Origin of the sequence: Saccharibacillus sp. O23, from assembly GCF_002205895.1 — a bacterium.
Classification (GTDB): domain Bacteria; phylum Bacillota; class Bacilli; order Paenibacillales; family Paenibacillaceae; genus Saccharibacillus.
In genome coordinates this window covers 1-22,628 of sequence record NZ_NJDE01000012.1, presented here as the reverse complement: position 1 = coordinate 22,628, position 22,628 = coordinate 1, and the positions used below count along the sequence as shown (strand labels likewise).

Below are 22,628 nucleotides of genomic sequence, written 5' to 3'. Positions count from 1 at the left end.
AATTCGTATAGATCTTTATTTATTCGACATAGACAGGGGACCGATATGACTTTGAAAATGACCCGATTCTTTATGGCCGCTTTGCTGGCAGGCACGGCGATCGTTCCGGCGAGCATGCAGGCGGCTTCCGCGTCGGCCGCGCAAGCCGGGAGTTCCGCGGAGCCGAAGCAGCCGGCAAACAGTGAAACAAACGCGATTCGGAAAGCAGTCGAACAAGGACTCCTCAGCGGCGACGCGAACGGGGATCTTCGCGCTTATGCGCCGCTGACGCGTCAAGAGCTTGCGATCGCGTTGGCGAAAGCTCTTAAACTTCCGCTACCTCAAAGCGCGTCGAATTTTCGGGATATTCCGTCTGCAAGATGGAGCAGCGGGTATATCCAAGCCGTCGCGAAAGCCGGATTGCTCGGCGGCGATTCCAAAGGCAACTTCCGCCCGAACGCCGGGGTGACGCGCGAAGAGTTGGCGGTCGTCTTGGTGCGCGCAATCAAAGCCGATCAAACGGCAGGCGGCCGAACCGTCGATATTCGAGACCGAGCTTCCGTCGGCGTTTGGGCGGCGAAAGCCGTGGAGACTGCGGTTCGGCTGGGCTTTATGGAAACGACAAACGGAAAGTTCAACCCCAAAGCGAGCGTGCAGCGGCAGGAGGCGGCTTCCGTACTGGTCCGAGTCTTCGAACACACCGACAAGACGGCTGCCATTCAAGAGATCAGTGGCGATACGATAACGTTGGACGGCGTCGTTTATCGGATCGGGGATTCGCTGAAAGGACTGCTGAACACGCAGAATCGACAAGCGCTGCAAGGAGTCGTTCTGCATTACCGTTCCGAGAATCGGAAGATCGAACAAGCGGCAAGCCTCGAGATCGTCAACAACGGAACCGTGCTGGAGCTAGGAGCGGCGAATTCGGTAGGAACGCTGCGCATTTCCGGCAATTCCGTCACGGTCGGCGGACAAGGAGCGGAACGGATTGAAGTAGGCGCCGACATATCCGATGTCACTCTGAATCTCTCCGCGGACAGACTTCAAATCGAAAGTAAAGGCAAGCTATCGATCAACGGGAAAAGCAAGTTCCGCACAGCAGTTATTCAAGATACTGCTCTTCGGCTGACCACGGGCCAAGATATCCGTATCGAGACGTTGGAACTGCCGATCGGGACGAAAATCTCGCAATTCTTCGATCTTCTGCCGACACAGCATCAGGTCTTCGGGGTCGATATCGGGCTGGACGACCGTACGATCGACGTACTCGGCATCAATCGTCATCCGCAGCCCGCATCGGGTACGCCTCCGTTAACGATGAGATTGGCCGAAGGGGTCAAGACTTTCAGTTTGGCCGGTCTTTTCGTCGATCCGGATCAAGATCCGTTAACTTATAAGATCGAACCTGCCGATCCGAGCGTAGCCAAATTCGATATAGAAGGAACAAGCTTGAAGATTACCGCGCTAAAAGCGGGAACGACGCAGGTCGTATTGAGCGCGGAAGACGGAAAAGGCGGCCACAGCGCATGGAACTATTCCTTTTACGTATCGGATTTCGATCTACGCATTCCGCACTCCCGCGAAGTCTCGGATATTCCGAATTCGCCGCCGATCGCCGCCAACTGGCTGGTTTCGGTCGCTGCGCCGCTTGACGAAGGCGTTCAGACGCTCGATCTGTCGAACGCGTTTTACGATCAAGATGCGTTGACTTATTCGGCAGTGTCCGAAAACCCGGGTATCGCGGTTGCCGAAGCGAAGGGCGAGCGGTTGACGATTACGCCGACCGGTGCGGGGCATGTCTTGATCAAAGTCATAGCGAATGACGGCAAAGCGGGCGGCATCGGTTATTTTTACGTCGGTGTCACGGTTAATGCGCCTTTTCCGTCTTAAAGGCTTGGCGCGCTCGACGTTGTAGAAGTTGTGCGTTCAAGCTGCGTTCGACAAGCTTCGCACCACGGCGTTTCACTGAAGCATTGCTGTCTGTTTTACAGACGGCAATACTTTTTTTATACAGAGATTCCGATAACACTAGCGAAAACGTTTCGAATCTGGCAAAATAAAGAGGAACGTATCGAAAGCGCTTCCGTTACCGTTTTCGCTCTGTTGTACGTACAAGGTTTGTCGACTTTCTACTAATGAAAAAGAGGCGATAATCATGGCACAATTCGATCATTTGTCCGCGCTGTTGGAATCCTTTACGGAAAAAGGGAAAGGGCCTGCCGGCTGCGCCTGCATGGTCGCGAAAGACGGCGAAGTCGTGTATGAAGGATATTTCGGCCAAGCCGACCGGGAAAAAGGCGTCGACGTCGGACCGGACACGGTATTCCGGCTGTACTCCATGACGAAAGTCATCGTCTGCACGGCCGCGATGATCTTGTTCGAACGAGGCAAATTCCTGCTGAACGAACCGCTGCATCTCTATCTGCCGGAGTTCAAAGACACGAAGAAGATCGTGACCGATCCGAACGGTCAGGTACATACCGAACCGACGCAGAACCCGATTCTGATCCGGCATGCTTTCGGCATGATGACGGGACACCCTTACCCGTTCGGCGATTCGCTGCCGGCGCGCGAGATCGCAAGGCTGCAAGAAGAACTGCGCGAGCAGTCGGGCGGGCGTTACACGCTGCGCGACGAGATCCGGGCGATCGCTTCGGCGCCGCTCATGTTCGAGCCGGGTACCCGTTGGCTCTACGGATACGGGCATGATCTGGTCGCGGGCCTGATCGAAGCCGTCTCGGGCAAAAGCGTCGGCGAGTTCCTGCAAGAAGAAATCTTCGGACCGCTGGGAATGAAGGATACCGGCTATCGGTTCCGCGGCGATATTCAGGAGCGTATGGCGGTCATGTACGAACGCGCCGAAGACGGTACGCTGACGCCTTCTTCCGGAGACTTCGACCGCGTGCATCGGGAAGATTCGCTGTTGGAACCGGGCGGCATGGGCTTGTATTCGACGACGCGCGATTATCTGAAATTCGCCAGCATGTTGGCCGCGGGCGGAACGTCGGACGGCGTGCGCATCATCGGACGGCATACGATCGATCTGATGCGCACCAACCATCTAAGCGAAGAACAGATGAACGATTTCACCTATTCGTATTCGGCCGGTTACGGTTACGGATTGGGCGTGCGGACGTTGATCGACCGCGCGGCCGGCGGCAGCAACAGTCCGCTCGGCGAGTTCGGTTGGACCGGCATGGCAGGCACGTGGACTTCGATCTCGCCGGAAACGAACACGGCCGTGGTCTACATGCATCAGATGCTGCCGAATATGGAAGAATATCATCATCTGCGCGTACGGGCGGCCGCGTACGGCGCGCTGCAGCCTTGAAACCGGCGATCCGAGCACCTTTTATCTGAGACTCAGCGGCATTTCAGCTAAGTTTCAGGTTCGGGCGTTAAGATACAAGCAATCCCCTCTTATCATAGAGCTTGACCCCGACGAAGCCACCTCGTCGGGGTCCTTTTTTTGTTTATCGGAGCAGCCGGCTTTTCAGCAAATCTTTATCTTCGTATCAGGTTCTGTTCAGCTTGAACGGTTAAGATGATCTCAACCCCTCTTAAAGATAAGTTGTCGCCCCGGCGGAGCCACCCCGCCGGGGTCTTTTTTGTGTCCGAAGCAGCGCTCGAAAAAACAAAAAACCGGACCCGCAAAGGGCCCGGCTGACGTGCGCGTATTCTATTGAATGTTCGGCGGCATGGCCGGCGGTTCGTTTTTCTTCTTCTTAAGCGAAGCTTTGGGTTCCGGTTCGAGCGGGACTTCCAAGATGTCGAGAATGAAGATGAAGATCGGCACGCCGACAATCAGGCCCCAAGCGCCGAGGAAATGTTCGCCCAGCAGCAGGATGAAGAAGGTGAAAAAGATCGGCAGATGCGTCTTGTTCGACATAAACTTCGGATTGAGAATATACGACTCGCAAGCATGCAGCACGACGATCATGATCAGAATGTAGAGGATCATATTCAGACCGCCGATATTGAACGCGATCGCGCACAGCGGGATCAGCGAGACGATGACGCCCATGACCGGAACGAGTCCGAGCAGGAAGATCATCAGCCAGAGCGCGAACAGATTCGGGAATCCGAGCAGCCACAGCACGATCAGCGACAGCAGCGAGTTCGTCAGCGAGATCATGAACTGCACTTCGAGGACTTTGCCGAACGAAGCGACGAATTTGCGTCCGAAGTATTCCAGTTCCGTGAAGAAATAAGCGGCTTTGCTGTAGCGGAATTTGGACATGAGCGACGCGACTTTGTCTTTTTCCAAGTTGAAGAACAAGCTCAGAATGAAGGCGATGAACAGATTCAAGCCCAATTTGCCCAGATCCGTCAACGTATGCACGATGAAGTCGAAACCGCCTTCGACGTAGCTGGCGATATCGAATTTCTTGATCGAGTCCATGATATAGCGGGTAAACGCGTTATCGGGCAGCGCCAAGTTGGACAGATTGTTATAGAACGAGATGACCTGATTGATCAACTGCTGAATTTCGTAAATGAAAATCGGCAGGTAGCGATAGACGGCGAAACCTAACGCGAACACGAGCAGCGCATAGGTAACCAGCACGACCCATTTGCTGTTCAGCTTAATGTGATCGGTTCCTTTGCGGATAAAACGGTGCAGCCGGTTCATGAGATACGTGAGGATAAACGTGATCAGCAGCATGCTGAGCATACTCCGAAGCGAAATTAACAGAACGAGGGCCAAGATCAGCGCCAGCGCCCTGCGAATCCCCGGAATGTAGAAAAAATCTCTAAGGGCCTTCATGAAATCGCGGTTCTCTCCTTCAACATCAGACTTTTCAATGCCCGTCGGGCAGGCCTCGGAGCATATCTATATAAGTAGTTTAGAGCGAGGACGCCGGTAAAAGCAAGGCCGGGAAATGGAAGCACGATCCTGACGAATCTGCGCGTTCATGTAAGCGCTTATTGACGATAAGACGCGTGTTGGCCTTATAATAAGGAAAACCTTAATCATTCGTTCATAAGCGAATTCGATTCGAGGGAAAAGCAAGAAAGGAAGAGGATCATGCGCGAAAACAATCGAACCTGTCGGAGCTGCGGCGACGAATTCGCGGTCAACGACCGGCAGATGCAGCGCTTGCTGGCTTCGCCGGCTTTCGCGTCCGAACTGCGGGTGCCGGAAGAACAATACGAGGCGCGCCTGCAAGCTTGCGGAGATTGTCCCAAATTCCACGGAGGCACGACCTGCATGCTCTGCGGGTGCCTGGTTCCGGTCATTGCCCATCTGAAAAGCAAAAGCTGCCCTTATCCCGGCAACGACCGGTGGGCAGCTTCGACTTCGGCGAGCGGTTAAGCGCGCGCCGTTACGCGACAAACGCTTTTTTGCGCGCTTGCGCGCGCGCAAACGGCTTAACGTACGTCTTGATGATAGCGGGTCAGGCTGCCGGACAGCTCGCGCATGGATTCTCCGGTCTGCTGAAGCCGCTCGATCACTTCCGTAAAATGGGTGACGAGCTGAGCTTGTTCTTGGGAAGAAGCGACGATCTGAGCGATCTCGCTTTCCATGACGCGGATCGAATCTTGAACGTCTTTGAGAGCCGTCTCGATATCCGCGGTCGCGCTTTTGGAATGAACGGCGAGTTTGCGGACTTCGGCGGCGACGACGCCGAATCCGGCTCCCAGTTCGCCGACGCGCGCGGCTTCGATCGCGGCGTTCAGGCCGAGCATGTTCGTCTGATCCGAGATTTCTTTGATCAAGGTGGCGACGCTCGTGATCTTGCCGGAATTGCGCACCGCGGTATGCGTATTCTGAAGGATCTGCTCGCTGGTCGCTTGAAGTTCTTGCGAGTGGGCGGCTACATGCTGCACCATATCGACAAGCTGTTCCGCGATGGCCAAGTTGTCGGAAGCGATGCTTTTCAGCTTCTCTTGGTTGGTCTGATCATAAGTGACGGTCAGTACGGCCGCGACCTCGTTTTGTTCGACCAACGGGATGATGACCGCATGCAGCGGATAACCGTAACCGAACATGTCCGCCGGGTATTCGGCAAGCGAAGGCGTTTTGGACGCGTTGATCGCGCCGAAATTCATGAATTCAGGAAGCAGCGGATCGCCGCTGGAGATCCCCAGATCGAAGTTTCCGTTCTGTTCGTAGTATAAAATATGCGTTTTGTCGTAGATCGTGATCGCGGTATTCTCGCGCATCATTTTGCCGAGATAAGGAACGACAGCCATCAGAGATTCAACAAGGTTCATCGAGTGTTTCACTTTCCTTTCGTGATAAGTAAGCGTAATCGAACTTGAACAGATCGACCGATTGCCTGAAATGTTAGTAATCGAGCCGGTAACTATACCTAATCTCTAAGCACGAATATAGAGGGATTATGTAAAAAAAACAATGTTTAAATGAGGAAATGTCGAAAAACAGCGATAAAGAACCGTTCTTCCGATAGCCGAAAACGGTTTTACGCAAAAAAGCCCGCCGGAGTTTTCCGGCGAGGCTGAATAGATGGGCGCTGCAGCGCCTCGATAACGAATATGCGCCGGCTCAAGACGCTTGACGAACGTCTTCTTGGCCGTCTTTCGCCGCGCGGCGAACCGGCGATACGAACCAATAGGCCATGCCCATGAAGGCGGCGCCGCCGACGATATTGCCCAGCGTGACCGGAATCATGTTATGCAGCCAACCCGCGATCGTGATCGCGGCCGGATGGCCCGGCAGCAGAAGAGCCGTGCTGAGCAGCGTCATGTTCGCGACGCTGTGCTCGTAGCCGCTGGCGATAAAGGCGAACAGGCACCACCAGATCAGCATGATTTTCGCGGCGTCGTTGGTCGTCCGGGCGGACATCCAAATCGCGAGGCAGACCAGCCAGTTGCAGAGAACGCCGCGGAAGAACAAAGCGGCGACCGGCACGCTCATTTTTTTGGCGGCCGCGGCGAAGATCAAATGCTCCGGCGCGATGCCTTTGAACAGGCCGGTTCCCAATACCAAGAGGGACAAGACGACCGCGCCGGTCAGATTGCCGAGGAAGACGAGCGTCCAGTTCTTGCCCAAGTCCTTGACGGAAGTGCGACGTGCCAGAGTGGAAGCCGTGAAGAACATGTTATTGCCGGTAAACAATTCCGATCCGGCGAAGATGACCAGCGTCAGAGCGATGCCGAACGACGCGCCCATGACCAGCGATTGAATCGGAGATTTGATCGCGGCGAGCGGCGCGCCGAGCGAGAAGATCAAGATGATCCCGAGGCCTACGTAGGCACCGGCCATCATGGCGCTGATGAAATAGCGGAGCGGATGTCGATTCATGAAATCTCTTTTTTTGACTGCGGCTTCGACAACGGAACGTACACTTTCGGTGAACATGGGGGTCAGCCTCCTGGGCGCGCGAATGGGGGAATGCGGATTGCGTGTTACTTCGTGAACAGAATCACTTGATTATTGGTGACTTCGATGCGGAACGTGCGGACCTGCCCCTGATCGGGCTCCTGCACGAGACCGGTCTTCAGATCGATCTTCCAATCGTAGAGCGGGTCATAGATGTAGCGGCCCGACACGATCGCTTCGGCCAACGGGCCGCCTTTCGGATGCGGATTGCGGTTCTCGACGGCATAGACTTCGTCGTCCGAAGTCCGGAAAACGGCGACCTCGGTATCGCCGACGAGGAAGACGCGGCCGATCCGGCTCGGGAAGCGGTCCAGCGTATCCAGCGTCACTTCGGTTTCCGCTGCGGTGGCTTTCAATTCTTGGGTCATGGTCAAGCTCCTCTCGGGAATAGGGTCGTATACAGGCGAAGCGGAGAACGGAGGAGCCGAGCTTTTTCGAGGCTCGGCAGCCCGTTTTCGCGTTTCGGTCAAGCTTGCGGCATAGCCGGTTTGGCCGTCTCGAACAGTTCGCTGCGCAGTTTCTTGTCGTTCAGCACTTGTTTCCAAGGATCTTCGACGAAAGTCAGCGCATGTTCGATGCTGTCGATCAAGGTGCGGCGATACTCGGCGTCTTCGACCGTTTTTTGATAGATGTCTTCGAGGCCGATCCGTTCGACCCATTCCGACGTACGTTCCAGATAGTTGCCGGTCTCGCGGTAGTACTGCATCACGGCGGCGACCGTATCGGTCAGTTCTTGATCCGTTTTGACTTTGCAGAGCGAGTCGGCCAGACGGGCTTTGATCCCGCCGTTGCCGCCGACGAAGATCTCCCAGCCGCCGTCGTTGCCGACGATGCCGATGTCTTTGGTGCACGATTCGGCGCAGTTGCGCGGGCATCCGTTAACGGCGATCTTGAATTTGGCCGGAAAATCGAGACGTTCGAATTTGCGTTCCAGCATCGCGCCGACCGACAGCGAATCCTGCGTGCCGAAGCGGCAGTACTGCGAACCGACGCAGGTCTTGACCGTCCGCAGCGATTTGGCGTACGCGTAACCCGAAGGCATATCGAGTTCTTCCCAGACTTTCGGCAGATCTTCTTTCTGCACGCCGATCAAGTCGAGACGCTGTCCGCCGGTGACTTTGACCGCTTTGACGTTGTATTTCACCGAGACGTCGGCGATCTTCTTGAGATCTTCCGGGGTGGTCACGCCGCCGTACATTCTCGGAACGACCGTATAGGTGCCGTCTTTCTGAATATTGGCATTCATCCGTTCGTTGACGAAACGCGATTCTTTCTCGTCTTTGTGTTCGCCCGGATAGATGACGCCCAGATAATAGTTGACCGCCGGGCGGCATTTCGAGCAGCCTTCCGGGTTATGCCATTCGAGCACGTGCATGACTTCTTTGGTCGTGCGCAGTCCTTTTTCTTTGATGCCGGCCACGATTTCTTGGCGGCTCAGCGGCGTGCAGCCGCAGATGCCGGTTTTGACCGTTTTCTTGAAGCCGTCGCCGAGCACGTAGCTCAAGATTTGTTCGACGACCGGTTTGCAGCCGCCGCACGAACCGGTCGCGCCGGTGCAGGCTTTGATCTCGTCGACCGTGGTCAATCCTTTTTCATTGATGGCGTCGACGATGACTTTTTTGGTGACGCCTTTGCAGCCGCAGACGATCTCGTCGTCAGCCATTTTCTCGACGGCCGCCGTTTTCGATTTGCCGCCTCCGCAGTGACCGCCCGTGCCCATCAGGTCGCCGTAGATTTCGTCGTTCATCTCGGTGCCTTCGCGGACGTATTTTTGCAGCGAAGCCGATTCCGTCACGTCGCCGAACAGAACGGCCCCGACGATCTTGTTGTTGTCGAGCAGCACTTTTTTGTAAGTGCGTTTCCATTCGTCTTTGGCCGAGATGACCGTATGCTGAGGACCTTCGATAAATTCGCCTGCCGAGAATACGTCCACGCCCGAGATTTTCAGTTTGGTCGAAGTGATCGAACCGGCATAGCCTTCGGTCTCGATGCCGCAGATCTGTTTCGCGAGCACGTTGCCTTGTTCGAACAGCGGAGCGACGAGGCCGTAACAGACGCCGCGGTGTTCCGCGCATTCGCCGACCGCATAGACGTCCGGCGCCGAAGTGCGCATGAAGTCGTCGACGAGAATCCCCCGGTTGGTCTCGATGCCGCTGGCTTCGCCGATCTGTTTGTTGGGACGGATGCCGACCGCCATGACCACGAATTCCGCGTCGAGTTCTTCGCCGTCGGTGAACACCAATTTGCGCACGCGATGGTCGCCTTGCATTTCGGCCGTCGATTTGCCCATCGCGAATTTGATGCCTTGACGTTCCAGCTCCGATTTGAGCATCGCCGAAGCTTGGCTGTCGAGCTGGCGTTCCATCAGATCGTTCATCAAGTGCACGACCGTCACGTCCATGCCGAGACCGACGAGGCCTTTGGCCGCTTCGAGTCCGAGCAGGCCGCCGCCGATGACGGCCGCCGTCTTATACGCTTTCGCGGCTTCCAGCATTTGATTGCAGTCGGCGATATCGCGGAAGCCGACGACGCCTTCGCGGTCGCTGCCCGGAATCGGAAGCATCAACGAATTCGAGCCGGTGGCGATCAGCAGTTTATCGTAAGCGGCGGTCATGCCTTCGGCGGTGACGACCGTTTTGTTTGCCGTATCGATCGCGGTCACGGTCCGGCTCGTATGAAGCGTAATACCGTTTTCTTTGTACCAGTTCCAATCGTTGATCACGATATCGTCCAGCGTCTTGCTGCCTTCCAGCACGTAGGAGAGCATGATGCGGTTGTAGTTGGGATAAGGTTCGCTGCCGAATACGGTGATCTCGAAACGGTCGGTCAGCTTGAGGATTTGTTCCAGCGTGTTGATGCCGGCCATGCCGTTGCCGATCACGACGAGTTTTTCTTTTGCGGTCGTCATAACGATGTGCCTCCTTGGCGGTCTGATTTATGATAGAATGTGAGAATCTTCACAAGTTAACAGTCGATGAAACGGCAGGTCGGATAAGCCGGGAAGCTGCCGCTATTTCAAATTTGATCTAACTTACATGTTCATTATATTTAATTAAAATTCGAGGGGTTGGTGACCGTAGTCACAGTAAATGTGAAAAAATTCACGTTAAATTGTCACAATTATTTTTTGCGTTTGCAAGGAGATCGGCAGACAAAAGGATCGTTGTTCGGGCAAGAAAATTAGCTTGCTTTTTGATGTCGATCCCTTTAGTATGCTTGTACGTACAAATGAGATGTAAGGGGATTCATGATAAAGAAAACAGACAAGCTCTACCGAAACGAAGAAAGGGGAACGGCGATGAACAAGCGGCTTCCTAAGTATATGGTACTCAAAAACGAGCTGCTCGGTTGGATCGAGAGCGGCCGATTATCGCCGGGCAGTCAGGTGCCCTCGGAGAACGAGATCGCGGAGCGTTTCTCGCTCAGTCGGCAGACCGTGCGTCAAGCGTTCTCCGAATTGGAGCGTCAGGGGCTGCTGGAGCGGGTTCAAGGCAAAGGCACGTTCGTCCGCAGCCTGAATCTTCGGGAAGAAACCGTTCAACCGAAAACGATCGGCATCGTCACGACGTATATCTCGGATTATATTTTCCCGCATATCGTCCGCGGAGCGGAAGCGGAACTGCGCAGCCGGGGATACCGGTTGCTGCTCGCAAGCACGGACAACGACAAAGAGAAAGAAATGGAATGTCTGCGCCTGATGTTGAGCGAGCCGCTCAGCGGGCTGATTATCGAACCGACGAAGAGCGCGGAAGGCAATCCCAACCTGCCGTTCTACCTGTCGATGCAGTCCCGGAATCTGCCGTTTCTGATGATCAACGAACGTTACCGCGAACTCGAAGTCCCGTGTCTCAAAGTCGACGACGAGCTTGGCGGCTTGACCGCCGTTCGCCGTCTGGTCGAGCGGGGACATCGCCGGATCGCGGGATTCTTCAAAACGGACGATCTTCAAGGCGTCAACCGCCTGCGCGGATTCATGCACGCGCATCGCGAAGCGCGCATGCCGCTCGCGCCGGAACATGTCGTGACGTACGCGACGGCGCAAAAAAGCGAACTGCCCGTATTGCGGGCGCGCGAACTGCTGGCGTCGCCGAATCGGCCGACGGCGTTCGTCGCTTACAACGACGAACTGGCCGTGCCGCTGATCAACGCGGCGCGCGAGCTGGGATTGTCCGTGCCGGGCGACCTGTCGGTGGTCGGCTTCGACGATTCGGCGCTCGCGCTCGCTTCCGGCGTGCCGCTGACCACGCTGACCCACCCGAAAGAAGAGATGGGCCGGGAAGCGGCCCGCCGCTTGATCGCGATGATCGAAGGCGGATCGGCAGGCGGCTCGCCGCCTGACGGCGACGTCTTGTACGTGCCCGAATGGATCGAACGCAGTTCGGCAGCCGCGCCGAGCGCGCGCGAATGAACGCCTGCCAAGAATCCGGCCGTCTGAGGACGCCGCAAAGCCCCTTTCGATCAGCGAAAGGGGCTTTATTACGTTCGGCGGAAACCGTGATTACAGTTCGACTTTCAGCGTGCCCAGCATCTTGACGAAGACCGGATCGAGATGAGACATGAAGGCCGTTTGGCCTTTGTCGAGCGAAGCGATCTTCCGCATCTCGTCTTCGCTTAATTCGAAATCGAAGATGTCGAAGTTCTCGGCGATCCGCTGCGGACGCACGGACTTCGGAATCGCGACGATATCCTGCTGCGTCAGCCAGCGAAGCACGACTTGAGCGACGGATTTGCCGTGCGCGCTCGCGATCGAAGCCAGCGTCTCGCTGCCGAACAGATCGAAGCGTCCTTCCGCGAACGGCGCCCACGATTGATGCTGCACGCCTTGCTCCTTCATAAAAGCGGCGCTGTCCGTTTGTCGGAAGAACGGGTGCGTCTCGATCTGGTTGACGGCCGGAACGATCTCGTTGTGCACGATCAGATCCATCAGACGGTCGGGCAGGAAATTGCTGACGCCGATCGCGCGGATCTTGCCTTCGCGATACCGTTCTTCCATCGCGCGCCACGCGCCGTAATAATCGCCGAACGGCTGATGGATGAGATACAGGTCGAGGTAATCGAGTCCTAGTTTGCGCAGCGATTTGTCGAACGCGGTTTTGGCGCTCTCGTAACCGGCATCCTGCACCCAAAGTTTGGTCGTGACGAACAATTCTTCGCGCGGCACGCCGCTGCGCCGGATCGCGCGGCCGACCGCTTCTTCGTTCAGGTAGCCGGCGGCGGTATCGATCAGCCGATAACCGGTCTTGAGCGCTTCGTATACGGCATTTTCGCACTCTTCCGCGTCGGGGATCTGGTAGACGCCGAAGCCGAGGATCGGCATCCGGACGCCGTTGTTCAACGTTACGGTTTGCATGGTCATTCCTCCTGAGAGTTGAAAGGTGAAGGCGGCGGGCGCGCCGTGCGGCTTTTCGGAAGAAAAGCTTTCGGACGCGTCCGATCCGTCGTACAATCAGCGTAAAGCCTTCGTGTTACACGAAGGCAAGCGTTTTTCCGGATCTTTTTTCTGAAAGGGGAAATTAGCTGTGCACACTGTAAAAGAAGCCGCGCGGTTGACGGGACTTACCGAGCACGCCGTTCGTTTTTATACCGATAAAGGCTTGATTCCGAGCGTGCGAAGAGACGAGCATAATATTCGGCTGTTCGACGACGAATCGATCGATTGGCTGTACGGAGTGCGCTGCCTTAAGCAATCCGGGATGTCCATCGAAACGATGAAGACGTATGTCGATCTGTGCCTGGAAGGCGATTCGACCGTCTTTCGGCGCGCCGCGATCATGCAGGAATTGAAAGAGCACGCGATCGCCGAATTGGAAGAAGCCAAACGACGGATCGCGCATCTGGAGGAGAAAACGGCGCTGTATCAAGCCGTTCTGGAGCAGCGGAGCGTCGATACGACCAATCCCGGCAGTTGGGAGCGGCTGCGCAAGTTTCACGGCGACGTATTTTATGCGCCTGCTCCGGCATCCGAAAAAACGCCCGCTTCGGAGCGCGAGAAAATAAAATCGTGATTTTTTTGCCGAATGGCTTGCATCCGGCCTGCTAACCGTGTTATATTATTCGGGCAGGGCAAATTGCTCGGCATCACAATAAGCGGTCGTGGCGGAATTGGCAGACGCGCACGGTTCAGGTCCGTGTGGGCTAACCCCCGTGGAGGTTCGAGTCCTCTCGACCGCATAATGGTTACGCAATCAACTCTCGTATTCGTCTTTATGGCGATTCGGGAGTTTTTTGTTTTTCGCGACAACGTCTTTTTCCGCGTTGCGGCCATGCAGAGACAGGGGTTATAGTTCGTATAGGCATAAGCCGGAATCGAGCGACAAAATCCGTTTTCTATTCGGGAGGTTATCCTATGACGATAGAATGGCTGTTGGATTCGGACCCTTCGATCCGTTGGCAGGCGATGCGCGATCTGTTGGACGAACCGGAAAAGGAAGTCGCGTCCGCGCGTTCGCGAATCGCGACGGAAGGCTGGGGAGCCGCGCTGCTTGCCATGCAGGAGGAAGAAGGCTGCTGGTGGAAAAGCGAGGACGCTTGGCCGCTTCAGAATACCTTGTTCGCGCTGGTTCTGCTGAAAGATTTGGGACTTGATCCTCGGAGCGAAGCCGCCGTTAAAGCCGTGGATTCGGTGAGCGATCGACTCTTTTGGGAAGAACACGAAGGTCGGGCGTTTTTCGACGGAGAAGTCGAGGCTTGCATCAACGGGAGGATACTGGCGGCCGGCGCGTATTACGGAAAAGCCAGCGGTCGGTTGGCGGAGTTTCTGCTCGACGGTCAGCTTGCCGACGGCGGATGGAACTGCGAAGCGCCGCCGAGCGTCCGTTCTTCGTTTCACAGCACGATCTGCGTATTGGAAGGATTATCGGCGTACGAGAAGGCGAAAGGACCCGATCCTGCGGTAACCGAAGCGCGCAGACGGGGAGAAGAATACCTGCTGGAACGCGGACTGCTGCGCTCGCTTTCTTCCGGCCGGGTGATCGAGCCGAATTGGACGCGTTTGTTTTTCCCGCCTTCTTATCATTACGATATTTTGCGCGGCCTTGAATATTTCCGGGAATCCGGAGCCGCGCCCGACGAACGCATGAGCGAAGCCGTCGATCGGGTGCTTGCCCGACAAGACGCGGACGGACGTTGGCCGCTGGACCGTCCGCGCCCCGATCGTATTCCTTTCGAGATGGAACGTCCGTCGGACGGAGCGAGCCGATGGAATACGCTTCGCGCTTTGCGGGTGTTGAAGTGGTTTTTCCCGGATCGGGAGCATGCTCTTGAACGGATCCGACAAAAAGCTTAAAAGTGTCGCGAAAACGGATTCCCTTGGGAATCCGTTTTTTGATAGGGTAAAGATAAACAAACCGGAGCAAAAAGGGGATGCAAGCATGAAATTGGGGATGATCGGGGCTGTGGAAGAAGAAAGTTTTATTCAGGCGCAGCGCAGAAGATTGAGTTTTCTCGAGTTCTGCGTCAATGAAGGAGACGATGTGGATGCTTTCCGCGCGCAGCTTGGTCGAATCACCGTTTGGAAGCAGCAGTACGGCATCGGAATCGGTTCGATCGGACGCTGGAAATCGGAGCGGATCGACGCGAACGGCGCGATCCTTCCGGAAGAGTCGGAACGCTGCTTCAAGCTGATCGACGCCTGCGCGGAGCTCGGCTGCCCGAGCTTCGTGGCCGGCTGCAACTACGTCGACGGATTGTCTTTTTACGATAACTGCACGTCGGCGATTCGGTTCTTCGAGAAGCTGCTCCGATACGCGAACGGCAAAGGGGTCAAAGTCTCGACCTACAACTGCCGCAAAGTCAACTTCGTGAACACGCCGGAAGTATGGAAAATCGTCCACGGCCATCTGCCGGAGCTGGGCATCAAATTCGATCCGTCGCATGCGCGTTTCTTCGGCGGGGATTATATGCAGGAAGCGCTCGATTGGGGACATCGTTTCTATCATGTGCATCTGAAAGGGTCGCTGATCGTGGGCGGCGTCAAAGTGGACGAACCGCCGGCGGGCATGGACCAGACGGATTGGCCGTCGTTTATCGCCGTGCTGCGCAGCAGAGGATACGACGCGGGGCTCAGCATCGAACCGCGCAAATCGGCGCTGCCGGACGAACTCGCGGCTGCTGGCATCGATTATTCGGCGAACTATTTCCGAAGCCTGCTTCTCGAACGATAAAAAGGAAAAGGACATCATGAGGAGGACCTGCGAATGGAAAAGTTGAAATATGCGCTGATCGGCGCGGGCGGCAATGCGGAGAAAAAGCATATTCACGGTTATAAAGCCCTGCCCGACGTCGACGTGGTCGCGATCTGTGACGTGGACGTCGGCAAAGCGTCGGCCATGGCGGCCCGTCATCAGGTGGAGCGCGTCTACAGCGATTACAAAGACATGATCGAACGGGAACGGCCGGATATCGTCAGCGTGGTGACGCCGAATTTCTTGCACGCCGAGATTACGGAATACGCGCTGGCGCAAGGCGTCAACGTGCACTGCGAGAAGCCGCTCAGCCTCAATGCGGACGAAGCGCGGCGAATTCTCGCGGCGCAGGAACGTTCGGGCAAACGGGTGATGATCGGACTGAACAACCGGTTCACGAACGAAGCCGTTTATTTGAAAAAATGGATCGACGACGGTCGTCTCGGCCATATTTACAGCGCGAAAGCCGGTTGGGTGCGCCGCGCGGGCATTCCCGGACGCGGCACTTGGTTTACGGACAAATCGCGCGCGGGCGGCGGCGTATTGATCGATCTCGGCGCGCATTATCTCGATCTGGCGCTGTATCTGATGGGTCGGCCGAAAGTGACCTACGCGGCAGGACGCATCCATCAGAATTTCGTGCATACGACGACCCGCAACCGGAACGGATATACGGGCATCGAAGGCGGTTTGTTCGACGTGGAAGACGCGGCCGACGGTTATCTGGGCATTCAAGGCGGCGCAAGCTTGGCATTGGATTTCAGTTGGGCCTCCAACATCGAAGAAGACCGGTTCTACGTCGAGTTGCTGGGCACGAAAGGCGGAGCGAGTCTCGTCAACGGAACGCTGAAGCTGTTCGGCGAACACGAAGGGGTCTGTCTGGACCTGACGCCCAAGCTGAAGCTGAATCCCAATCTGCGCTTCGCGAACGAATTCCGCCATTTCGCGGACGGCGTGCGGGATACGGAACAAGCGCTGATCGCTCCGGCGGAAGACGGAGTGTATTTTGCCGAGATCGTCGATGCTTTCTATGAGAGCGCGGCTTCTGGTGCTCCGGTGATGCTGGCATCGGCGGCGTCTCCGGCAGGCGTTCGTTAATTTCCGCGGAGAAGGAGTGCGGAGCCGCATGGATCGTTTTCGCGTCCAACCGTTATTTTTGCGAACAGAGCGCGACCCGTTGAGGGTCGCGCTTTTTGGCGCGGACTTCTTGGCCGGCGACCGAGTTCGAAGCGGCTGTTCGAATGAATTGATTGGATGTTCTTCGAATGCGGTAAACGTATCAGGACGGGATCGGCCGCCGATCCCGAAGAAAAACGCAAGCCGCGAAGGAGGAGATTTCCATGACTGCACGCCCCGAATCCGAGCGTTCCGGAAAAGGACGCGAAGACGACGGCATGATCCGGGTACGCGGCGCGAACGAACATAATCTTAAGCAAGCGGACGTCGATATTCCGAGAGACGCGCTCGTCGTATTTACCGGCGTATCCGGATCGGGCAAATCTTCGCTCGCGTTCGGCACGCTGTACGCCGAATCGCAGCGCCGCTATCTGGAATCCGTCGCGCCTTACGCGCGGCGGCTGATTCAGCAGGCGGGCACGCCGCAGGTGGAGAGCATCGAAGGACTGCCGCCCGCGGTCGGGCTTCAACAGCAGCGCGGCGTGCCTCAGGAACGATCCACCGTGGGCAGCTTGACGACCGTATCCAACGTGCTTCGCATGCTGTACGCCCGCGCCGGAGATTATCCGGAAGGACAAGACATCCTGTACGCAGAAGATTTTTCGCCGAACACGCCGCAGGGCGCCTGCCCGGAATGTCAAGGACTCGGCCGGATCTACGAAGCGACCGAAGCTTCGATGGTGCCCGATCCGAATCTGACGATCCGGCAGAAAGCGATCGCGTCTTGGCCGGGTGCCTGGCACGGCCAGAACCTGCGCGATATTCTCATCTCGCTCGGCTACGACGTCGACGTGCCGTGGTCGGAGCTGTCGAAAAAGGATCGCGATTGGATCCTGTTTACCGAAGAGCGTCCTTCCGTTCCGGTCTATCCGGGGCTGAGTCATGAAGAAATTCGGGAAGCGGCCGAAGCCGGCCGTCGGCCCGATTACATGGGCAATTATATGGGCGCGCGCATGCAGCTTCTTCAGTCGTACGCGTCCGCCGAAGACGCCGCGCGCCGGAAAAAGCTGGAGCCGTATCTGGTCGTCGGCCCCTGTCCGCTATGCCGGGGTAAACGGCTGAAGCCCGAAGCGCTGTCGGTGACGTTCGGCGGATACGATATCGCGGAGCTGATGCGCATGCCGGTCGTTCGGCTTCGCCGGACGCTGGAAGAAGCCGTCGGGCTTGCCGAGGAACGCGGCCGGGCGGGCAGCGGCGCGAAGGTGCCCGTCGCGCGCCGTTTGGTCGGCGACGTGACGGGAAGGTTGGAGCGGCTGACCGCGATCGGCATCGGCCATCTGTCGCTCGACCGCTCCGCGCCGACGCTGTCGTCGGGCGAGCTGCAGCGGCTTCGTTTGGCGACGCAGTTGATCTCCAAACTGTTCGGCGTCGTGTACGTGCTGGACGAGCCGTCGGCCGGACTGCATCCCGCGGACGGCGAAGCGCTGATCGAATCGCTGGCGGCCCTGCGGGACGCCGGGAACTCCGTGTTCGTGGTCGAGCATAACGTCGACGTGATGCGGCAGGCCGAATGGCTGGTCGATATCGGTCCCGAAGCGGGCGAACGCGGCGGACGGATCTTGTACAGCGGCCCGCCGGAGGGCTTGGCCGACGTCCCGGATTCGGCGACGCGGCATTATCTGTTCGACGAAGCTCCGGTCCGGCTGCGCGAACGGCGGGAACCGGAAGGCTGGCTGAAGCTGACCGGCGTAACATTCAACAACTTGAACGGACTCGACGTTTCTTTGCCGCTGGGCTGTCTGACCGCCGTTACGGGCGTGTCGGGTTCGGGCAAATCCAGCCTCGTCTCGCATGCGCTGCCGGAGCTGCTGGCTCCGAGATTAGGCCGTCTGCCGGAAGAATCGGCGGACGAGGCAAACGAAGCGGACGACCCCCGCGTCGTCTACGGCGAAGTCGGAGGCGACGCGGATAAGCTGAGCCGCATCGTCCGGATCGATCAGAAGCCGATCGGACGAACGCCGCGCTCGAATCTGGCGACGTACACGGGCATGTTCGATCATGTGCGCCGGCTGTACGCCGAAGCGCCGCTGTCGCGAGAACGCGGATACAAAGCGGGGCGTTTTTCGTTCAACGTCGCGGGCGGACGCTGTCCGGTGTGCGAAGGGCAAGGATTCGTGCAGGTCGAGCTGATGTTTCTGTCCAGCCTGTACGTCCCTTGCGCCGAATGCGGCGGTTCGCGCTACAACGCCGAGACGCTGGAAGTGAAGCTGGACGGCTTGTCGATCGCCGACGTGCTGGCGCTGAACGTGGAAGAAGCCGCGGACTTTTTCCGGGAACAGCCTGCAATCGCCCGCACGCTGTCGGTGCTGCTGGATCTCGGCCTCGGTTATTTGAAGCTCGGGCAGCCCGCCACCGAGCTGTCCGGCGGCGAATCGCAGCGGATCAAGCTGGCGTCGGAGCTGCAGCGCGCCCGTCGCGGACAAACGCTCTATATGCTGGACGAACCGACGAACGGCCTGCATCCGATCGACGCGGACCGGCTGCTGCGGCACCTCGACGCGCTGACGAAAAGCGGCCATACGGTCGTGATGGTCGAACACGATATGCGTATCGCCGCTCAAGCGGATCGGGTGATCGATATGGGACCGGGCGCCGCGGGAGAAGGCGGCCGCATCGCGGCGGAAGGAACGCCGGAAGAAGTCTCGCGCAGCGCGGACAGCCGAAGCGCGCCTTATCTCGCCCGTCATATCCCGGAGAGCGGACGAGCCGGGTCTGCCGGAAGCGGATGATACAAGTTAGCGGACTCGGGGTAATACAATAAGGTGAAGACGGAAGCAGGCCCCGGCGCATGCCGGAACCTTAGCCTGTTTTCCCTAAGAATTTTTCTAATTCCGAGGAGGTCGATTAGTCATGAGTAAAGCACTTGAAGCTGAGAAAAGAAGCGGTTTTAAACGTTCCGATATGAAGGTTCTTCGCGAAAGCGGACGCGTTCCTGCCGTCGTGTACGGCAAGAAATCCGAAAGCGAAGCGGTTCACGTCGATGCCAAAGAGCTGCAGCGTCACGTCCAAAGAGGCGGAGCCGACATCTTCTCTTTGAAGATCAAAGACGGTTCTTCGACGCAGGTCATGATCAAAGACGTTCAACGGCTGAACGGAAGAATCATTCACGCGGATTTCCTGAAGATCGACAAAAATACGCCGGTGCGCGCTACGATCCCGGTCGATTATCAAGGCGAAGCGAAAGGATCGAAAGAAGGCGGCATCTTCCAAGTTCAAGCGACCGAGCTTGAAGTCGAAGCGCTGCCGGACGATCTGCCGCATACGCTCGAGATCGACGTTACGGCGTTGGAGATCGGCGACAAGCTGACGGCCGCGGATATCAAACTGTCCGACAAAGTGCGTCTGCTGTCTTCCGAAGAAGAAGTGCTCGCGTCCGTGGTCGTTCCGCAGGTTCAGGCGGAAGATCTCGAACCGGCATCGTCCGACGAGCCGGAAGTCGCTCCGGAGCGCGTAGGCGACGAAGCGGCATCGGAAGAATAAGCGGCCCGGAAAACGGATCGCGAACCTTCGTATATCTCGCCCGGTTTCATCGAACAAAGCCGTCTCCTTCGCGGAGGCGGCTTTTTCGCGCGCAAAAAGAGCAAATATCCAAAAAATTTTAAAAACGAAAAACCTTGCAGCAGGCGATTTTGCAATTTTCATACGTCGGGTCTTTTCTATTTATTAGCAATTTTCCGTTTCGAGCAAAAAAATAGGCGGTTAAAAGGGAGTAGACATAATTCCGACACTTCTTAAAAAGGAGCGGAATTCATGTCTGAACCAGCCAGATTTTTATCGGAAAGGAGGTGAACGAATGAAGAAATGGATGATCGCGACAGCGGCTTCTGCCCTATGGCTGTTGGGCTTCCAGACTCAGGACCTGCAAGCTTCTTCCCGACCTGCGCTGCTGGACAATGTGCTTAAAGGAGCGGTTGATGCCGTCGACCAAACGGTAGGCGGCGTATCCGATTCAGTCAATCAGACGGTAAACGGCGCGACCGGCGCGCTGGAGCAAACGGTAAACGGAACCTTAAATCAGACGCAGCAAATCGTGCAGGAAACGATGGACACGGCGGGACAAGCGGCCGGCGGGCTGCTCGAACCCGTAACGACGCCGACGGCGGACACGATCGGTCAAGTCGTCGATACGGCGAAGCAAACGGTGCAAGGCGGAACGGTGATCGCGAACGAAGCGGTCGAGATTCCTTTGCAAACGCTTCCTCAAGCGACAGGAGCATTAAACGGCAAGGCTGCCGATCCTGTAGGCACATTGATTCAAGAAACGGCGCAGGCGGTAAACGCCGCCGAGCAGACCGTCCGCAGCGCGGCGCAGCAGGCGGGCGGAACCGTAAACGGAGCAGGCGCAATCGTCGAAGGAGCAGGCAAAGCGGTCGGTAACGTCGTCAAAGAAACGGTCAAAGCCGTGCAGGAAACGACGGAAGCCGTCGGCGAAACGGTCGAAGAAACCGTCCCTGCGATCCCGAAACCGGGCGGAGGAGGAACGCCAGTCGTTCCGACGACGCCGATCAAACCGGTTCCTTCGGCTCCGGAAACGAATCCGGCAAATCCCGGCGACGGAAACGCGGCGGCAGGCGGCGGAGATTCCGCTTCCGGTTCCGCGAGCCCGGGCGGGTCTGACGTTTCGCCGGACGAACAGCGGAATGCAGATGCTTTTTCGGGGATTTCCGGGCAGGATTCCGTCAGCCGACGAACCGAAAGCGCGATTCCGGCTCTGCCGGAGGAAGAACGCGTACCTGCCGAAGCCGCACGAACCGAATCGGCGCAGAACGTTTCGATCGCGACGGTTGAGCTGAACGGTCTGAATGAAGAAGACACCGCAACCGACGCGGACCTTGCGGCCGCGATCGAGGCCTCCGGGCCGGGCACGCCGACGGATTCGCCGGACGCGAACGATCGCGAATCGCTCGTATTCGGTCCGATCGCGCTCGGCGACCCGATCGACTCCGCGCAGCGCGATATTGCGCCCGGCGATGATAGGATTCAAGGCGGCACGCAGCCGGAGCAGGCACTTCCGCCGCTTGCGCCTCGCGAAGGACGTCAGCCTTTCGCGCCCGCGGTCGCAGGCGTTCTGACCGAAAACGCGCCGACCCGGGCCGCGCCCGGATCATCGTCGCAGGGCGGATCGGGCTTCGGCGGCGGATCGCCGCTGCCGATCGCGCAGTTGTACGCCGGATATTCTCCGACGGCGGCAGCGCCGGTTTACCGGTTGAAGCACGGTTCCGATCGGGAAGGCAGCCAATGGATCAACGCTCCGCCTTTTTCGCCTCCGAAACAAGCTCCCTTTTTGACCTAAAAATCAAAAAACAAAAAGGGAGCGATAACAAATGAAAAAGACGGTAAAAGCACTGGTAGCGACAGGATTTACGGCAGCCGCGCTCGTATGGACGCAAGGAGCCGTTTCGGCGGCGGAAGTCGCGTCGACAAGCGGCGGGCAGCAGACCGAGAACCGTTCTCTGATCAGCCTGAACGCGAACGAGCTGCTCGGCGGCAGCGCACAGGTCGACGTATTGAACAGCGAGTCTTCCGCATCGGGCGATCAGGCGGCATTGGCAAACGTGAATCTTGACGGAGTGCTGGGCGATAACGTGCAAGTAGGCGTACTGGAAAACAACGATTCGACGACGAACTCCGGTACGAGCAATTCCGATGCAGTAGCGACGGTCAATCTGGACGGCGTGGTCGGCGATAACGTGCATGTCGGCGTACTGGAAAACAACGATTCGACGACGAACTCCGGTACGAGCAATTCCGACGCGGTAGCGACGGTCGATCTGGACGGCGTCGTAGGCGATAACGTGCATGTCGGCGTACTGGAAAACAACGATTCGACGACGAACTCCGGTACGAGCGACTCCGACGCGGTAGCGACGGTCGATCTGGACGGTGTTGTGGGCGATAACGTGCACGTCGGCGTATTGGAGAACCACGATTCGACGACGAAC

General features: G+C 57.3%; 18 protein-coding genes and 1 tRNA gene. 13 read left to right on the top strand and 6 right to left on the bottom strand.

Annotation, left to right across the window (positions count from 1 at the left end; all coding sequences use genetic code 11):
- Positions 1-45 precede the first annotated feature (45 nt).
- On the top strand, positions 46-1,869 hold the full coding sequence (locus CDO73_RS16420; protein WP_088489618.1) for an S-layer homology domain-containing protein: 1,824 nt from the start codon (positions 46-48) through the stop codon (positions 1,867-1,869).
- Positions 1,870-2,134: 265 nt separating this feature from the next.
- On the top strand, positions 2,135-3,310 hold the full coding sequence (locus CDO73_RS16415) for a serine hydrolase domain-containing protein (RefSeq protein WP_088489617.1): 1,176 nt from the start codon (positions 2,135-2,137) through the stop codon (positions 3,308-3,310).
- A gap of 348 nt (positions 3,311-3,658) precedes the next feature.
- Here CDO73_RS16415 and CDO73_RS16410 read toward each other — a convergent pair whose 3' ends face one another.
- Positions 3,659-4,747, bottom strand: coding sequence for an AI-2E family transporter (locus tag CDO73_RS16410; RefSeq protein WP_088489616.1), 1,089 nt, complete (start codon positions 4,745-4,747; stop codon positions 3,659-3,661).
- 261 nt (positions 4,748-5,008) lie between these two features.
- On the opposite strand from CDO73_RS16410, the gene CDO73_RS16405 reads away from it, so the two are divergent.
- Positions 5,009-5,296: a DUF6171 family protein gene (locus CDO73_RS16405; protein WP_088489615.1), complete on the top strand. Its 288-nt coding sequence runs from the start codon at positions 5,009-5,011 to the stop codon at positions 5,294-5,296.
- A 56-nt stretch (positions 5,297-5,352) separates the two neighbouring features.
- On the opposite strand, the gene CDO73_RS16400 is transcribed toward CDO73_RS16405, so the two are convergent.
- The 4 genes from CDO73_RS16400 to nirB all read right to left on the bottom strand — a co-directional run bounded on the left by CDO73_RS16400 (position 5,353) and on the right by nirB (position 10,235).
- Positions 5,353-6,198, bottom strand: coding sequence for a methyl-accepting chemotaxis protein (locus CDO73_RS16400; RefSeq protein ID WP_088489614.1), 846 nt, complete (start codon positions 6,196-6,198; stop codon positions 5,353-5,355).
- Between the two features lie 292 nt (positions 6,199-6,490).
- Positions 6,491-7,306: a formate/nitrite transporter family protein gene (locus tag CDO73_RS16395; RefSeq protein WP_088489613.1), complete on the bottom strand. Its 816-nt coding sequence runs from the start codon at positions 7,304-7,306 to the stop codon at positions 6,491-6,493.
- A 47-nt stretch (positions 7,307-7,353) separates the two neighbouring features.
- Positions 7,354-7,695: a nitrite reductase small subunit NirD gene (gene nirD, locus CDO73_RS16390; RefSeq protein WP_088489612.1), complete on the bottom strand. Its 342-nt coding sequence runs from the start codon at positions 7,693-7,695 to the stop codon at positions 7,354-7,356.
- A gap of 98 nt (positions 7,696-7,793) precedes the next feature.
- Positions 7,794-10,235, bottom strand: coding sequence for a nitrite reductase large subunit NirB (gene nirB, locus CDO73_RS16385; protein ID WP_088489611.1), 2,442 nt, complete (start codon positions 10,233-10,235; stop codon positions 7,794-7,796).
- Positions 10,236-10,625: 390 nt separating this feature from the next.
- On the opposite strand from nirB, the gene CDO73_RS16380 reads away from it, so the two are divergent.
- Positions 10,626-11,735, top strand: a complete 1,110-nt coding sequence (locus CDO73_RS16380; protein ID WP_088489610.1) for a GntR family transcriptional regulator — start codon at positions 10,626-10,628, stop codon at positions 11,733-11,735.
- A 90-nt stretch (positions 11,736-11,825) separates the two neighbouring features.
- Here the strand turns inward: CDO73_RS16380 and CDO73_RS16375 are convergent, their stop codons facing one another.
- On the bottom strand, positions 11,826-12,677 hold the full coding sequence (locus CDO73_RS16375) for an aldo/keto reductase (protein ID WP_088489609.1): 852 nt from the start codon (positions 12,675-12,677) through the stop codon (positions 11,826-11,828).
- A 169-nt stretch (positions 12,678-12,846) separates the two neighbouring features.
- On the opposite strand from CDO73_RS16375, the gene CDO73_RS16370 reads away from it, so the two are divergent.
- The 9 genes from CDO73_RS16370 to CDO73_RS16330 form a co-directional block, all read left to right on the top strand.
- Positions 12,847-13,332: a MerR family transcriptional regulator gene (locus CDO73_RS16370; protein ID WP_088489608.1), complete on the top strand. Its 486-nt coding sequence runs from the start codon at positions 12,847-12,849 to the stop codon at positions 13,330-13,332.
- A gap of 82 nt (positions 13,333-13,414) precedes the next feature.
- A tRNA-Leu gene (locus tag CDO73_RS16365) sits at positions 13,415-13,498 on the top strand.
- A gap of 175 nt (positions 13,499-13,673) precedes the next feature.
- On the top strand, positions 13,674-14,612 hold the full coding sequence (locus CDO73_RS16360) for a prenyltransferase/squalene oxidase repeat-containing protein (RefSeq protein WP_088489607.1): 939 nt from the start codon (positions 13,674-13,676) through the stop codon (positions 14,610-14,612).
- A gap of 85 nt (positions 14,613-14,697) precedes the next feature.
- Positions 14,698-15,489, top strand: a complete 792-nt coding sequence (locus CDO73_RS16355) for a sugar phosphate isomerase/epimerase family protein (RefSeq protein ID WP_179218725.1) — start codon at positions 14,698-14,700, stop codon at positions 15,487-15,489.
- Between the two features lie 33 nt (positions 15,490-15,522).
- On the top strand, positions 15,523-16,608 hold the full coding sequence (locus CDO73_RS16350) for a Gfo/Idh/MocA family protein (protein ID WP_088489605.1): 1,086 nt from the start codon (positions 15,523-15,525) through the stop codon (positions 16,606-16,608).
- 242 nt (positions 16,609-16,850) lie between these two features.
- Complete coding sequence (locus CDO73_RS16345; protein WP_088489604.1) at positions 16,851-19,415, top strand: excinuclease ABC subunit UvrA; 2,565 nt, start codon at positions 16,851-16,853, stop codon at positions 19,413-19,415.
- Positions 19,416-19,536: 121 nt separating this feature from the next.
- On the top strand, positions 19,537-20,166 hold the full coding sequence (locus tag CDO73_RS16340) for a 50S ribosomal protein L25 (RefSeq protein WP_088489603.1): 630 nt from the start codon (positions 19,537-19,539) through the stop codon (positions 20,164-20,166).
- A gap of 313 nt (positions 20,167-20,479) precedes the next feature.
- Entirely contained in the window at positions 20,480-21,979 is a 1,500-nt protein-coding gene (locus CDO73_RS16335) for a collagen-like triple helix repeat-containing protein (protein ID WP_088489602.1), read from the top strand.
- Positions 21,980-22,010: 31 nt separating this feature from the next.
- The coding region (locus CDO73_RS16330) for a hypothetical protein (protein WP_218821630.1) at positions 22,011-22,628 on the top strand (618 nt) is incomplete at its 3' end.

Excerpts from the sequence above, each read along its gene's own strand:
- CDO73_RS16420 (WP_088489618.1), top strand. The coding sequence starts at position 46 with ATGACTTTGAAAATGACCCGATTCTTTATGGCCGCTTTGCTGGCAGGC.
- CDO73_RS16360 (WP_088489607.1), top strand. The coding sequence starts at position 13,674 with ATGACGATAGAATGGCTGTTGGATTCGGACCCTTCGATCCGTTGGCAG.
- nirB (WP_088489611.1), bottom strand. The coding sequence starts at position 10,235 with ATGACGACCGCAAAAGAAAAACTCGTCGTGATCGGCAACGGCATGGCC.
- CDO73_RS16400 (WP_088489614.1), bottom strand. The coding sequence starts at position 6,198 with ATGAACCTTGTTGAATCTCTGATGGCTGTCGTTCCTTATCTCGGCAAA.
- CDO73_RS16350 (WP_088489605.1), top strand. The coding sequence starts at position 15,523 with ATGGAAAAGTTGAAATATGCGCTGATCGGCGCGGGCGGCAATGCGGAG.
- CDO73_RS16335 (WP_088489602.1), top strand. The coding sequence starts at position 20,480 with ATGAAGAAATGGATGATCGCGACAGCGGCTTCTGCCCTATGGCTGTTG.
- CDO73_RS16340 (WP_088489603.1), top strand. The coding sequence starts at position 19,537 with ATGAGTAAAGCACTTGAAGCTGAGAAAAGAAGCGGTTTTAAACGTTCC.
- CDO73_RS16395 (WP_088489613.1), bottom strand. The coding sequence starts at position 7,306 with ATGTTCACCGAAAGTGTACGTTCCGTTGTCGAAGCCGCAGTCAAAAAA.
- CDO73_RS16380 (WP_088489610.1), top strand. The coding sequence starts at position 10,626 with ATGAACAAGCGGCTTCCTAAGTATATGGTACTCAAAAACGAGCTGCTC.
- CDO73_RS16415 (WP_088489617.1), top strand. The coding sequence starts at position 2,135 with ATGGCACAATTCGATCATTTGTCCGCGCTGTTGGAATCCTTTACGGAA.
- nirD (WP_088489612.1), bottom strand. The coding sequence starts at position 7,695 with ATGACCCAAGAATTGAAAGCCACCGCAGCGGAAACCGAAGTGACGCTG.
- CDO73_RS16410 (WP_088489616.1), bottom strand. The coding sequence starts at position 4,747 with ATGAAGGCCCTTAGAGATTTTTTCTACATTCCGGGGATTCGCAGGGCG.
- CDO73_RS16405 (WP_088489615.1), top strand. The coding sequence starts at position 5,009 with ATGCGCGAAAACAATCGAACCTGTCGGAGCTGCGGCGACGAATTCGCG.
- CDO73_RS16345 (WP_088489604.1), top strand. The coding sequence starts at position 16,851 with ATGACTGCACGCCCCGAATCCGAGCGTTCCGGAAAAGGACGCGAAGAC.
- CDO73_RS16375 (WP_088489609.1), bottom strand. The coding sequence starts at position 12,677 with ATGCAAACCGTAACGTTGAACAACGGCGTCCGGATGCCGATCCTCGGC.
- CDO73_RS16355 (WP_179218725.1), top strand. The coding sequence starts at position 14,698 with ATGAAATTGGGGATGATCGGGGCTGTGGAAGAAGAAAGTTTTATTCAG.